The 13970-nt window shown below is 43.3% G+C and carries 16 protein-coding genes and 1 riboswitch; of the genes, 13 read left to right on the forward strand and 3 right to left on the reverse strand.

Annotated elements, in window-relative coordinates:
- The first annotated feature begins 73 nt into the window (after positions 1–73).
- From GC098_RS35410 to mgrA, 6 genes are all read left to right on the forward strand, one after another.
- Entirely contained in the window at positions 74–367 is a 294-nt protein-coding gene (locus GC098_RS35410; protein WP_171648950.1) for a hypothetical protein, read from the forward strand.
- Positions 368–486: 119 nt separating this feature from the next.
- A riboswitch (cyclic di-GMP riboswitch) is annotated at positions 487–574 on the forward strand.
- Between the two features lie 153 nt (positions 575–727).
- Entirely contained in the window at positions 728–1681 is a 954-nt protein-coding gene (locus GC098_RS35415; RefSeq protein ID WP_171648952.1) for a C40 family peptidase, read from the forward strand.
- 49 nt (positions 1682–1730) lie between these two features.
- Positions 1731–2381 (forward strand): ribonuclease H-like YkuK family protein, encoded by a 651-nt coding sequence (locus tag GC098_RS35420; RefSeq protein WP_171648954.1) that lies wholly within the window; start codon positions 1731–1733, stop codon positions 2379–2381.
- A 148-nt stretch (positions 2382–2529) separates the two neighbouring features.
- A complete protein-coding gene (locus GC098_RS35425) occupies positions 2530–3036 on the forward strand; it encodes an ADP-heptose synthase (protein WP_171648956.1) in 507 nt (168 codons plus the stop codon).
- A gap of 24 nt (positions 3037–3060) precedes the next feature.
- Positions 3061–4089 (forward strand): phosphotransferase, encoded by a 1029-nt coding sequence (locus GC098_RS35430; RefSeq protein WP_171648958.1) that lies wholly within the window; start codon positions 3061–3063, stop codon positions 4087–4089.
- 532 nt (positions 4090–4621) lie between these two features.
- Positions 4622–5611: an L-glyceraldehyde 3-phosphate reductase gene (gene mgrA / locus GC098_RS35435; RefSeq protein ID WP_171648960.1), complete on the forward strand. Its 990-nt coding sequence runs from the start codon at positions 4622–4624 to the stop codon at positions 5609–5611.
- A gap of 3 nt (positions 5612–5614) precedes the next feature.
- Here mgrA and xerS read toward each other — a convergent pair whose 3' ends face one another.
- On the reverse strand, positions 5615–6697 hold the full coding sequence (gene xerS, locus GC098_RS35440) for a tyrosine recombinase XerS (RefSeq protein WP_171648962.1): 1083 nt from the start codon (positions 6695–6697) through the stop codon (positions 5615–5617).
- A 204-nt stretch (positions 6698–6901) separates the two neighbouring features.
- Here xerS and sigV point away from each other — a divergent pair, with 204 nt between their 5' ends.
- From sigV to GC098_RS40545, 7 genes are all read left to right on the forward strand, one after another.
- Positions 6902–7405 (forward strand): RNA polymerase sigma factor SigV, encoded by a 504-nt coding sequence (gene sigV, locus GC098_RS35445; protein WP_171648964.1) that lies wholly within the window; start codon positions 6902–6904, stop codon positions 7403–7405.
- 1 nt (position 7406) lies between these two features.
- On the forward strand, positions 7407–8282 hold the full coding sequence (gene rsiV / locus GC098_RS35450; protein ID WP_171648966.1) for an anti-sigma-V factor RsiV: 876 nt from the start codon (positions 7407–7409) through the stop codon (positions 8280–8282).
- A 64-nt stretch (positions 8283–8346) separates the two neighbouring features.
- Entirely contained in the window at positions 8347–8670 is a 324-nt protein-coding gene (locus GC098_RS35455) for a hypothetical protein (RefSeq protein WP_171648968.1), read from the forward strand.
- 298 nt (positions 8671–8968) lie between these two features.
- Positions 8969–9988 carry an ABC transporter ATP-binding protein gene (locus tag GC098_RS35460; RefSeq protein ID WP_171648970.1) on the forward strand — a complete coding sequence of 340 codons (1020 nt, stop codon included), beginning with the start codon at positions 8969–8971 and terminating at the stop codon, positions 9986–9988.
- Positions 9963–10766 carry an ABC transporter permease gene (locus GC098_RS35465; RefSeq protein WP_171648972.1) on the forward strand — a complete coding sequence of 268 codons (804 nt, stop codon included), beginning with the start codon at positions 9963–9965 and terminating at the stop codon, positions 10764–10766. The genes GC098_RS35460 and GC098_RS35465 overlap by 26 nt, the downstream gene beginning before the upstream one ends.
- Positions 10750–11595, forward strand: a complete 846-nt coding sequence (locus GC098_RS35470) for an ABC transporter permease (RefSeq protein WP_171648974.1) — start codon at positions 10750–10752, stop codon at positions 11593–11595. The genes GC098_RS35465 and GC098_RS35470 overlap by 17 nt, the downstream gene beginning before the upstream one ends.
- Before the next feature lie 200 nt (positions 11596–11795).
- On the forward strand, positions 11796–12464 hold the full coding sequence (locus GC098_RS40545; protein ID WP_246359131.1) for a DUF3892 domain-containing protein: 669 nt from the start codon (positions 11796–11798) through the stop codon (positions 12462–12464).
- A gap of 199 nt (positions 12465–12663) precedes the next feature.
- On the opposite strand, the gene GC098_RS35480 is transcribed toward GC098_RS40545, so the two are convergent.
- Both GC098_RS35480 and GC098_RS35485 read right to left on the reverse strand, forming a co-directional pair.
- Positions 12664–12945: a hypothetical protein gene (locus GC098_RS35480; RefSeq protein WP_171648976.1), complete on the reverse strand. Its 282-nt coding sequence runs from the start codon at positions 12943–12945 to the stop codon at positions 12664–12666.
- 133 nt (positions 12946–13078) lie between these two features.
- Complete coding sequence (locus GC098_RS35485) at positions 13079–13942, reverse strand: helix-turn-helix transcriptional regulator (protein WP_171648978.1); 864 nt, start codon at positions 13940–13942, stop codon at positions 13079–13081.
- Between the last annotated feature and the right edge of the window lie 28 nt (positions 13943–13970).

Genomic DNA, 13970 nt, shown 5'->3' on the forward strand with positions numbered 1-13970 from the left:
CTTTCTTATGTGGAAAAAATGAAGGCACATTCACCTATGTGGTGAACGTGCCTTTTTATCGGAGGAATGAAAGATGCCCTATGTGTTGCAGCACAAAATATCGCAGCAGATTTTCACATGTACACTTGTCAATCACTACGGTTTAGCTTATTATGGTGTTAAATTTTGGCCGGATTTAGAGGAGGCTGAGCAGGAATATCCTGCTTTTCTACACAACATGGGGGGAATGGAGTCGGATGCTTGGCAAGTGACTGAGCTCGAGGAAGGGGAAATGAAGCTCTGCAATGTGAAGTTGAAAAATGACCCTAATTTGCAAGTGTTTTGGCCTCTTACACGAAAACCGGAAGTCCGTAAACTGGAAAAATAAACCGTAGCGTCAATAGGTACGCAGCCACTATGAGTTCGACGAGAAACGCAACCTTTCGCCTATATTCGTGAAGAACCCCCTCAAACTATAATAAGGATGCGGTAGAAAAAATTAACATCACAACGTAATGGCATACCGAGCGAAAGTTTGGGACGCAAAGCTATAGGGGCTCTCGTGCCAAAGGTACAGTGCTAGCCAGCTGCCGAATGCGATGGGACCCCTCTACAAGAAAAGGATGACCCTGCTGAGGAAAACGGGCCATCCTTTTTACGATGTAGAGGAGGTGACAGGTTCAAATTATCCATTTCGTCAGTGAATCAGATACATCTAGAGCGATATCAACCTATGGAGGAAGACACGATGAGAAAATGGAAAATGGTTATCGGAATGCTTGTTTTAGCGCTTACTTTTGTAGTCCCTGCAGCCATTCAGGCAAATGAGGGGATAACGACAAAGGCACAAATTGTTTCGGGGGTAAGCTTCAGAGATCAAGCTAGTACTTCAAGCAATGTTATACGTTTATTGAAAACAAACGAAATTGTTACCGTCACGGACTATGTAACGACGAATTGGTATAAAATCAAGGATGCACAGGGTGTAAGCGGATATGTTTCGACGAATAGTAAATATATAAAAATAACTAGCAATGCGGAAATCATCTATGGCGTAAACTTTCGCACACTTCCAGCTTCCGAACCCGGCTCTAAGATTATTCGGATGCTTAGTAAAGGGGAAGACATCCTCGTTACAGCAAAAGTCAATGACAGCTGGTATAAAATTCAAGACGCTAATGGAACTAGCGGGTATGTAAGCACAAATAGTAAATACATAAGCACTGATTTCTCTGTCATCAAACCCAATCTACCTCTCGCCGACGAAATTAAAGCTGTTATTGCAGCTGGCCAAGTTTACTTAGGCACTCCTTATGAATTTGGTTCGGTACGCAACGATACCACGACCTTCGATTGCTCGGATTTCATTCAAACGATGTTCTGGGATGCTCTACGATTCTCCGTACCTAGCGATTCACAAGCACAAGGCAACTATGTTAAATCGTTAGGTCCTGTTAGTAAGGATTGGAAAAGTTTGAAACGTGGAGATCTGATGTTCTTCAGCAGCTACAAAGGGAGTAAAGCATCAGATTATGATAACGTGAACGTTCTTACAGAACCGATCACGCATGTTGGACTTTATTTAGGAAATGGGAATATGCTGCATACGTATTCGATCGAATCCGGCGGAGTTCGTACGGATACGATCGATGGGAAGCAATGGGAAAATCGATTTTTGTTCGGCGGCAGTGTTTTACGATAAGTGATTGTTCGATCAGAGGAATTTTGCCATATACTATAGATAGGGGCGGATGCAGCTTCAGCATCCGCTTCTTCCTCATTCTAAGGAGAAAGGAAGAACCTTATCTTTGAAACCTTTGACGACGACCCAACCACTGGAATTTCGGAACACAACGGAAAGAGGACTTAACCTAGATACCGTACACGAGCGTATTCTCCATTTCATGCGTCACGACCCCGTAGCAACCTACAAATTTATTATTGGTACGGATTGTCAGGTACACACAGGTCATACGAAATTCATTACCGGTGTAGTTATCCAGCGGTTAGGAAAAGGAGCGTGGGCGTGTTATCGTCAAGTCATCGTTCATCGGGCCCTACATTCGATTAAGGAAAAGCTTTCGATGGAAACTGCTTTGAGTGAAGAAATTGCCATGTATTTTGATGAGTCTAAACGACAGGATATGGAAAATATTATTCTTCCACATCTGTATCAAGGTGCTTCCTTCGACATGTTTATTCATATTGATGCCGGTGACGATGAAAATAAGAACAGGACGGCTAAATTCGTCCAAGAAATGGTGCGGAGAGTGGAATCTGTTGGTATGGTTCCTGTTATTAAACCAGATTGTTACGTAGCTTCGGCCTATGCCAATCGTTTTTCGAAAAAGCCGTATCAGCCAATTTATAAGAATCATGAGGTCATCGATGGAATCCTATAAGAGAAATAGCAACCGTTAGTTCGAAGTGGTCACCTCGATCATAGGAACTGACGGTTTTGTTTGGCCCAAGAAGGTTGTGAAAAGAGGATTCCTCCGCTTCTTAGCGAAATAATGCTTCTACAAGGTTAGAAAGAAAGGGGAGAACAAGATGAGCAAAACATTTATAATAGAAGCCGTTATGCTAGCGGTGCATGGTCAGTTAATGCTGCCTGGGCAGCCTGTTACTTATGTGATACCTTATACCAGCATTCAGGAGTTATACGAGCTTCAGACAGGCAGTGAGCCGATCATGTTAGAGGAAGAAGACGATGGCTTCGTGAAGCAAATGATTGGTGAGCTGATTGCTTTCTTCGAGGAATCTTTTAATAAGAAAAAAATTGAAAAAGCGTTAACTGTTCCATGGCGTAAAAGCCCACCTTTACCAATAAATGAGTATGTCACCTTAATGATTGTTTTTGCGATCGACAATGAGGAGTATGGGGACAATTTCGACCCGATTGAAACCGAATTAATTCTGACGGCGATCAAAGAACAGGCTGCTCTGTTAACTGACCAGTTAGATTTCATTGAACGTATGGTTCAAGCAGGAATTCCAGTCGAAGCTTATGACGTAGAGGATTTTGAATTTGCGGTAGAAGGTGACAATCAGGTTTAGAAAGAGGAGTTGAGGAATGCAATTATGCGTGTCAAAGATCAAGAGGAGCAATTAACCTCACTGCCAACATACTGGTTTCCAGCTCAAACATGGTCCATGCGTGTTGGCGCGGGAGGTATGAATAATACAACTCGGTTCGTAGACGTGGAAGGTACTTCCTATGTTCTTCGATTGTACGAAACTCATCGTGACATGGACAAAATAATTTTCGAGCATAGTGTTCTTTTGGCATTAGATAAAGAAAAAGATAAGCTTCACTTTCGTGTGCCTGTGCCCGTAGAGCTCCCAGCTGGGGGGACAGTTGTTCGATTAGACGCTAAGGAAGGCAAACTGGCTGCCTTATTTACGTACACAGATGGCTGCAATCCTACTTGGGGGAATACGCATCAACTGCTGCAATTCGGAGAGGCTGTCGGAAAGCTGTCATCTGCTCTGGCTGCGATTTCCATGGAACTTGAACCTGTCTACCCACCGTACTATGAAATTGAACATATCCATCCCCGCTGCACGCCAGATGCGATTCAAGAGTTCTGTCTTCAACCACCAGAACCATTCAGGATGCAGCGCGATGAGCTTTCCTATATATTTGGTCGATTTGCTGCTTTTTATAAGGCTATTCCTTATCTTCGAAAGCTTCCACATCAACTCGTTCATGGTGATATCAACGGGTCTAATATGCTGGTTAATGCCGATGGTCAAATTACGGCCGTACTTGATTTTGAATTCGTAACGCTAGATGTTCGAGTTATGGAGTTAGCGGTCTGCTTATCAGATCTTATCGATCCCACTCTACCGTTAGAAGAACTGCGACGCAATTGTACTGCCTTTTACAAGGGGTATGGCCAATCGATTCATTTGAGAGAGGAAGAAATTGTGTTGTTGCCTCTTCTGATCGAGCTTCGTCGGTTGGATGTATTTATCCATTTTCTGGGAAGATATTTAGATGGGGTGGATGCTCAAGGGGTGCTCGTTGATATTATTCATAACACATTTAACAAAACGAAGTGGCTGCAAATGAATGGCTCGGAGCTTGTGCTTACTTTGCTCAAATAGCATGCGTGAAGATGGGGTAATCGTACAAGTGATAGTTCTCTGGATGGAATACCATATAGCACCAATTGAAAAGGTGGTGTTTAGGTATGCCTAAAGGTGTTTATCGGGGCAATGTTCTCGCTATGCCTAACTGTGGTCGTTTTTGCCGTAATGTGTGTACACGATTATTTGTTGTTGGGCGCAATCAATGTATTGCGGATTGTCTGCGGTGTGGTGGATTACGCGGAAGTGCAAAGTCCACTGTGAAATCAAAAGGAAAAATGGCTCACAAATCAAAACGTAAATGTCATTGCGGCTGTGGCAAATGTAAATAAATTTGAAATAACTGGCGAAGGAATTCGGCAGTTTTATTTCTGATTGTAGGTAAAATAAATGCATGACTAACCTTGAGGTAAGTAAGACACGTTTTTTTCAGTTCTTTTTTTGTTGCCTCGGTTAACCTATACTAGTACTTAAGAAGCCAATTTACTGGTGAAACTTTGGTAGAAACATACGAAGTAAGTTTTCTACGAAAACTCTGAGGAGGACAAACATGGTCTATCAAGCAAGCTCAACGCGTTATGCAGAAATGAAATATAATCGTTCAGGCAAATCGGGACTTAAGCTCCCGGCCATTTCATTAGGTTTGTGGCACAATTTCGGTGGATTAGATCTCCATGAGAATGGAAGGGCTATGCTGCTTCGTTCTTTTGACTTAGGGATTACGCATTTTGATTTGGCTAATAACTACGGGCCGCCACCAGGGTCAGCTGAGGAAATGTTTGGTAAGGTGTTGAAAAGTGACTTGGCCGCGTACCGCGATGAGTTGATCATCTCAACTAAAGCTGGTTACCACATGTGGGAAGGTCCTTACGGTGAGTGGGGCTCTAAGAAATATCTAGTATCCAGCTTGGATCAAAGTTTGAAAAGAATGGGATTGGAATATGTAGATATTTTCTATTCACACAGACCGGATCCGAATATACCATTCGAAGAGACTATGGCTGCCCTGGATTTAATTGTTCGTCAAGGTAAAGCTTTGTACATAGGACTTTCTAATTATACGGCAGAGCAAACGAAAGAAGCAGTAACGATTCTGAAAGGTCTGGGAACACCGCTGTTGATTCATCAACCTTCATACAGCATGTTGAATCGTTGGATTGAGAATGGCCTGCAGGATGTGCTGGATGAGTTTGGCGTAGGCAGCATCGCGTTTTGTCCGCTTGCACAAGGCCTGCTGACGAACAAGTACGTGAGTGGGGTGCCAAGTGATTCTCGCGCGGGTGGGAAGAGTCAATTCCTGAACACGAAAGATATTACGGAAGAGAAACTTGCACAAATTAATCAACTGAATGAGATAGCGAGCAGTCGTGGACAAAGCTTGGCGCAAATGTCGCTAGCTTGGGTTCTTCGCGGCGAGCGAGTAACGTCAGCGTTGATTGGTGCAAGTCGTGTGTCTCAAATTGAAGAGAACGTAGCTGCACTTAAAAACCTAGCATTCTCTCCAGAAGAATTGGCTAAAATTGAAGAAATCCTGAAGTAATCTTCAGGATTCCAGTCGTTTATCAATCGCTTCGGACATTGTTCTATCTGTGAGATGCGCATAGATTTGCGTTGTTTCAGGGGAAGCATGTCCGAGCTGCTCTTGGGTTTTGTACAAGTCATTCTGTAAGTAATAATCTGTGGCGAACGAGTGCCGCAGCTTGTGAACAGACAGGTAGGGCTTGCCGAAGCGCTTAGCGTACTTGATAACGAGTTCTTGGATAGCCCGTTTCGTCATACGTTCGCCCTCTTTTTTGCCATTTGCGATGGCAAGGAAGAGGGCTTTTTCCTTTTTGAGCGGCTTATAGCGAGTTGAGCGGATGGCGATATAGTCCGTTAGAGCTTGAATAGCTTCATTACGGAAGTATACGGGAGTTTTGAACGTGTCATCATTCTTACCTTTGCGATATACGTATGTAAGCTTCTTCTTGAGGTCAATATCATCGACGTTCAGATTGAATACTTCCGATACACGTAGCCCTGAATTAAGTATGAGTGTAATGATGCAAGTATCTCTTATTTTGTTCAACTCGTAGGAGTAGAGAGCTTGCTTATTGGTAGCTACATCGTGTTCATAGCCATGCTGCACATACGCAATAAATTCAACGATCTCCTCTTCTTGAAGCAGCTTGCCCTCGAGTTTAGCGGCACTATCTTTGGGTCTATGCGAGCGTTTGATCTCCACTTTGGCCATCACATTCCGCTTCAGAAGCGGGTAGAAATTATCGTCCTCGGCAATTTGGCTTAAATAATGGAATAAGGAACGTAAAGCGGAAAGCTTACGGTTAATCGTCGTTTTCACATTAGCCTGGACTTTACGAGTAGCTAGGAACATGCGGAAGTTGTCAACGCTATCCATATGTAATTTCTCCAAATCCTCCAGAGGAACTTGGTTCATTGAGGGAGCAGAACTTAATCCTTCGGCCAACAGCCAGGATAGAAAGATTTCGTAATCACGCACATACTCAAGTAAAGAGGATGGAGAGAGGTCTGGCAGCTTATAATTGATAAATTTCTCAATATACCACGGCATAGTAGGGATTCTTTTTTCTAATTCAAGGCGATCTTTGACTTTAATGATGTTCATAGGTAAATGTCACCTCACTAGCTTCTTCTTGCTGTTAGTATAGCAGTGGGTAAGGAAAATTGGTAGAAGAAGGTCGATTCGAAGAATATGACCCTGTGTTAATATAAAATGTACCAAACTATTCTACGCAGTCGCACGTCTTAGCCATACAAGACCAAATCTTATACGCGCGTAGAAAAAGGAGCGTCTTTTAACCTCATGACGATGAATGGCAAGTTAGAAAAGTTGCTTATTGCATGTATTACGGAACATAAAGAAAATGTGTATCGTCTAGCTTACAGTTACGTTAAAAATTCGGAAGATGCCCTCGATGTCGTTCAAGACGCCATACATAAGGCTTTTGCCTCAGCCGGCTCTCTGAAAGACACCGCATCCATAAAGAGCTGGTTTTACAGGATTGTTGTAAATACTTCATTGGATTTCTTGAGGAAGCATAAGAAAATTCAAGTTGTTGATGAAATCACGATGGAATCGTATGCTCAAGGCAGTGAAGATGCCTATGCCAATATTGATCTGGAAAGGGCACTGGATGATTTGCCGACAATCTATCGAAGTGTGATCGTACTAAGATTTTTTGAGGATTTGAAGATTGATGAAATCGCCGAGGTTTTACAAGAAAACATCAGTACGATAAAAACGCGATTGTATCAAGCCCTCCGATTACTCCGGATTAAAATGGTCGACGATAAGTTAGAGGAGGTCAACTAAAATGAATGAGAAAATAGAACAAATGAAACAACACTATATGGATATTCCGATTCCAAAAGAACTGGATTTTATCGTAAACAAAGCCATTAAGCAAAATAAGAAAAAGAAAAACAATTTTAAATGGGGATTTGCAGTTGCAGCAGCGGCTATCTTGTTTGTCACAGGTATCAATACTAGTCCTACTTTGGCCCATGCTTTATCTGAGGTGCCTCTCGTTGGAGACGTCGTTAAGGTGCTAACTTTTAGAGAATATAAGTTCAATGATGGAACCTATAAAGCTAATTTAGAAGTGCCTGTAATCACGAATCTGGATAATAAAACCTTGGAAAATACTCTGAATAACAAATATCTGGAAGAAGGCAAGAAGTTATATGCTGACTTCATGATTGAGATGGAAAGTTTGAAGGAAAATGGCGGTGGTCATGTAGGTGTAGAAAGCGGTTATGTCATCAAAACTGATAACGATCACATCCTTTCAGTGGGAAGATACGTGGTAAATACGGTCGGATCCTCCTCAACAACATTCAAATACGACACAATCGACAAGAAGAAACAATTGCTGATCACTTTGCCAAGTTTGTTTAAAGATGAAGCATATATCCGTGTTATTAGTGAAAATGTTAAGGAGCAAATGAAGGAACAGATGAAGCGGGACCCGCAGAAGATTTATTGGGTTGAAGGTGTTTCTAATAAGGTAAATTCATACTTTAAAACCATCACGAAGGATCAAAACTTTTACATCAATACGAATGGTCAACTCGTTATCTCTTTCCAGAAATACGAGGTCTCTCCTGGTTATATGGGCGTTGTAGAGTTTATTATTCCGACTTCTGTGCTGTCTGATATTTTGACGATGAAAGGCGAGTATATTCAATAGGAATAAAAAAAGGAACATTTACTAAAATTAATCGGGTATGAAAAATTCAGCTGGGGGTATCTCAATGCAACAACAACAAACGCCGCAACAAAATCAACAAGGTTTTGAGCAAATAAAAGAAGCTGCCCAAAAAGCAGAGCAAGCTGCTGAACAAACGCTGCAAGTTGCTCAGGAGATTTATTCACAGGCGACTGAAGCTGCACTGACCGAAGCAGAACAACAGCTGCAAGATCTTCAGGGACAAATCCAACAAGCCCAGCAAAAGACAGAAGATTTAAAACAAGAATTACAAACGACACAAGAATCGCAGCAATCTCAACAATCTCAACAACAATCTCAGCATTCTCAACAATCTTCGCAGTCTCATCAATCCCATCAAACCCAATAGCGCAACGTAAGAGAGTTAGCGTAAAAAGTCTGTGCATCTGCAACAGGCTTTTTTTGCTTAGAGGGGTCGCAAAAAAAGTGTTGTCTGTACATGACATCATGTGTTAATATGTGGAAAATAAACGGAAGGGCTTCTAGGGATCCGAACCTACAAAGGTGGCGAACCGAGCGAAGCCGACACGGATACATAACGTGTTACACCGTAAGGGATAAAAGACCTTCGGAAAGTTCCGCCTGTTTAGGCGAAACGGACCGAGGTCTTTTTTGCTTTACCGAAATAAAAAGTGGAGGGAACAGAGATGGCATCGATCCGTGTGGAACAATTGGGGAAATCCTTTCGACTCAAGAAAAAAGAAGAAGGCTTTATGGCTAGTGTTCGAGCACTGTTAAAGCCGGAGTATGTAGACAGGTCAGCTGTAGAGGGTATAACGTTCTCCGTAGATCAGGGGGAAACGCTTGCATTTCTCGGACCGAATGGTGCCGGGAAATCCACGACGATTAAGATGCTGACAGGCATCCTTCATCCTACAACAGGTCAGGCTGAAGTTCTAGGCTGCTGTCCATGGAAGGAGCGGACGAAGCTGAGCTATCAAATAGGCTCTGTCTTCGGGCAAAAATCGCAGCTTTGGTATCATTTGCCTCCCATCGATACCTTCGAGTTAATGAGCCGTATTTACGAGCTGCGGCGCAGCGAGTATGTACGCCGGCGTGATGATCTTATAGAGAGATTTGAGCTTGGACCCTATTTGCATACGGCAGTGAGGAAGCTCTCGCTAGGCGAACGGATGCGCTGTGAGATCGCTGCTTCCTTGATGCATCGCCCGCAGGTGTTGTTCCTTGATGAACCTACGATTGGGCTCGACGTTGTCGTTAAACAGCGAATACGCGAGCTTATTCTAGAGTTAAAACGTGAAGAAGGAACAACCGTTTTTCTTACGTCACATGATGCTGGTGATATTGAGCGGCTATGTGACCGGGCGATTGTTATCAATCATGGCCGGATTGTCTTCGATGACCGTGTCGAGGTTATGAAGCAGCAGTTTTTGACTCAAAAAACCGTGCGCCTTGTACTGGAAGAGGAGCCGGATGCCATACAAATTATAGGGGTGAAGGTACTCGAAAGAAGTGGTGTAAGAATTTCGCTTTCCGTCGATATGGGGCAAACAACAATTGAAGCAGCGCTGTCCCAAATCATGGCTGAGCACCGAATCATTGACGTTACGGTTGAAGATCCACCGATGGAGGACATCATCACACGTATGTATGGGAACTTCGGTAAGGAGGAGAAAGAACATGAACAACTGGAGAAAATCGGTTAAATATGCCTTTATCGGCAAAATCACACTTCGCAATCAACTTGCTTATGTGGCCGATTTTCTTATCCGCTCGTTGTTTCTGCTGTTGATTCTTTATGTTTTTCTTCAACTATGGCAGACAACGTTTCATGGCGAGGGAACGGAAACCATAGCAGGCTTCAGCTTCAAGCAGATTATGTGGTATCTCGTTATAACGGAATCGATGATCCTCGCCTGTCCAAGTCTCTGCTCACGCGTTGAGGAAGAAGTGAAAAGCGGGGATATCGTTTTCAAATTTGTACGGCCTGTCAATTTTGTCGCCTTTCACTATGTCGAATATATGAGTGAAGCTGCGATTCGTTTTCTCGTCAACGCGGCGCTTGGCGGTCTGTTAGGATTGCTTATTATGGGTCCGCCTAATTTTGGTTATGGGTTACTATGGTTGCCTATTGTGGCACTGTGCGGTTTCACGGTTAATTTCATGTTGAATATGGTTTTAGCGCTAAGCTCTTTCTGGGTGGAGGAGACACGCGGATTGGAATTCGTATACAACAAATTTTTATTTACGATTGGCGGCATGCTGATGCCTCTGGAGTTGTTTCCCGACTTGCTGCAGCGGATAGGACGTTGGCTGCCGTTTCAAGCCATAGTCTACATCCCTGCCAAGACAACAGTGACCTTTGATGGAGCTCAATTGCCAAGCATGATCAGCACTCAGCTAATATGGGTTGTTATCATTGGCATAATTGTCTCATTGGTCTATAAAAAAGGAGTGAAAAAGCTCAATGTTAACGGTGGATAGCCGCAAATTGACACCCATTAGTGAATTTGATCAGCCGGGTAAATTCGTGCGTTTACTTCGTTTCGTTTGGCAATGCTGGAAACTAAATCTTGCTGGCGCCATGGAGTTTCGCATGAGCTTCCTTCTTACGGCCGGTATGATGGTCATCAATAATGTGGTGTGGATTGTGTTCTGGGGACTTTATTTTGGCCGATTTCCTGTACTGAACGGATGGGAACTGCAGGATGTGATGATGCTATGGGCTGTAGCGGCTGGCGGCTTTGGCGTTATGGAAACGTTTTTCGGTAACGCTATGCGAATTTCGAATCTGATTGCAACCGGACAGCTTGATATTTTTTTAACTCAGCCTAAGCCAGTACTGCTTCATGTTCTCATCAGCCGAATGTCGGTAAGTGCAATTGGGGACGTCTTGTTCGGACTTATAATTTACGTCGCATTTGGAGATAAATCGATGATAGGCTTTATAAAATTTGGTTTAGCCATGCTGTTGTCGACGCTGATTTTCATGTTTTTCGCGGTTATTGTGAACTGCCTTGCGTTCTGGTTGGGGAGTGCAGATGGGTTGAGTTTTCAGCTATTTAATGGGCTCCTGACATTCACCACGTATCCAACGAGCATATTTCGGGGGCTGGGCAAAATCGTACTGTTTACTGTGTTGCCGGCGGGGTTCATCAGTTACTTACCAATTGGGTTGTTACGACAGGTGGATATTCCATTTATATCAGGTGCCATAGCTGTGACAGGTCTGCTTGGCATGGGAGGCATCTATTTGTTTTACACAGGACTCAAGAGATACGCCTCAGGCAATATGATGGGGCTTCGGCGTTAATTGGGTAAAAAGGGATAAGCTGCATATAGTTGACGCATGCTATAGGTGGAAGCCGCTTTATAGAAGTAACAAAGGAGCTGATATCTATGGCGCGACGCCGACGTGGACAACAACCGATGCAACAACCAATGCAACAATCAGTGCAACAACAGATGCAACAACCAATGCAACAATCAGAGCAACAACAGATGCAACAACAGATGCAACAACAGATGCAACAACCAATGCAACAACAGATGATGCAGAATCAACCGTATGGGTTGACTAATACAAAGCTTGGACCCTCTCAAAATTATAGCAATGCGGTCGAACCTACCCATAATGGGAATTTTGCATGGAATGGTCAACCGATTCCAAACGTACAGATGTACCAGCAAACTGGACAATATGGGCAGCAGTCATTTATTCCTCAAGCTCGTAACAATGGAACACAGGCTTCCCAAGGTGGAATGCCGGTTCCAGGTTCTTCTGGGAACATGAATGCCGAGTATGGTCAGCGAAACACGGGAATCAACCATGCGGATGCGAGAAATGTAGGCTTTCAAGGGGGATATACCGGCTATGGTGCGAATGGCCAACCAACCCAATATGGCACTTTTATGCGGGATGGAACGCAGTATGGTGCTGGTCCACACACGATAGACCCCAATAAAGCTATTATTCAATCCGTCCATTATGGAGATGGCGGCATCAGCGCGGTTCAATTCCAAGATGGCAGGGTGGTTGATATTGCTAATGCCATTGCTATGACAGAAGCAGGACTGATTGAAGATGTGAATACGGGTAGGAATCGGGAAGGTCAAAAAACGCTCAGATCTTATCCGGATGGCGATCCAAGCAACAATTTATCTAATTTACCTCGATTTTAAAAAGATTAATTTATGCAGTTTGCCATGTGCAAACTGCATTTTTTCGCGCAAGCCAGCTTGATAAGCGCCGAAGGCGGAGCCTCAGTTTTTTATCAATAGGTGCTCCAAAATGAAAAAGCCACCGTTACAAGTCGGCAGCCTTTTTGCTCTAGTGGTTTAATGAGCTCATATAATAGCATTCTTTGAATGCGGATACATTTTATTTTTTGAAATTTGCCAGATACTTGAGAACAAGTCCAAGTGCGCCGAGGTAATAAGCAATTAATAATACGAAGCCTGTTGGATCAAGAGACAACATGTTGGAAATTAAAAATAAAGGGAAAACATAGAACAGCATATCTTGCAGATAAGTCAGAATCAGAGTGCTGGAGAAGCTGCCAGCTTTGAGTGCTTTATATAAGCCTAGTAAAAAGCTAAGCCCCATAAAACCCAGAACTACCAACATCGAATAGAGCATCCAACCCGTAAGTGTAAGTGTCATTTAGATTCACCTCCCCGCAGGAAGATTTTCTTTCTACTTTATCATATGCTGTCACATAACAAGTCGTACTAGGACAACACGATTATTTTATATAAAAATCATGTTTACATAACTATAATTATGTAAACAAATTTTAAAGCTGCATATTATTCCGATAAATAAGGGGGGAGACGCCTACGTATTTCTTAAATAGCCGGGAGAAGTAAAAAACATCTTTATAACCAAGTGAATCTGCGATCTCCTTTACGGTATCGTCTGAATTCAGCAGAATGTTTTTCGCTGCAGCCATTTTCAAACGGTGAATATAGGCTCCAAGTGGGTAGCCGGTATATTCGCTTACGATCCTCCGGAGCGTAGAAAGCGAGATATGGTGTCGTTTTGCGATAACCGCCGCGTCAAAAGGCTGGAACAACGAATCACCGAGATCGGCCATGAGATCGATTAATTGCTGTGTTTTTGTCGTTTCTGCCGGTACCTGATCTTTTAGAATAAATTCAAAAAGCAAGGATTCAAGCAGCAACGCAGCACGGTCGATATTATCGGGTATACCGCTTTCCATAAGAATAAAGATGCGTTCGATCCGATTATGCTGGGCGGCATCTTCATGCCCAACCTGCTTCGCCAAATCCACATGTGTAAGCCAGCTACTGAGCCATTCCGCAATACGGCTTCCCTCGAATGTGAAGTAATACTCATCCCAATAACCGTCTGCATCCGGTCCATAATTATATACGGCTCCTGGTCGAAGGAAAAACAGACTGCCGCTTTCAATGTGTTGAACGGCGCCGTCATCGACTTGATAGGAGCCCTTTCCACCAGCAATATAGACAATGGCCCACTTGGTAAATTTAGCATGAGCTCGAAATGATATACGGCCTGGGAGATGCCCAACAGCGAGGATAATCAAGGATTGCAGCTTTAATTTACTGGAATCAATGGGCAATGAAATGATCCGAAGCGGATAAGGACTGATCATATAGTCCATGAATCTTGGCATATCGTGTATTCCCTCCGTGTAAGCTCCA

Origin of the sequence: Paenibacillus phytorum (genome assembly GCF_013141715.1) — a bacterium.
In the GTDB taxonomy this organism is placed as follows: domain Bacteria; phylum Bacillota; class Bacilli; order Paenibacillales; family NBRC-103111; genus Paenibacillus_E; species Paenibacillus_E phytorum.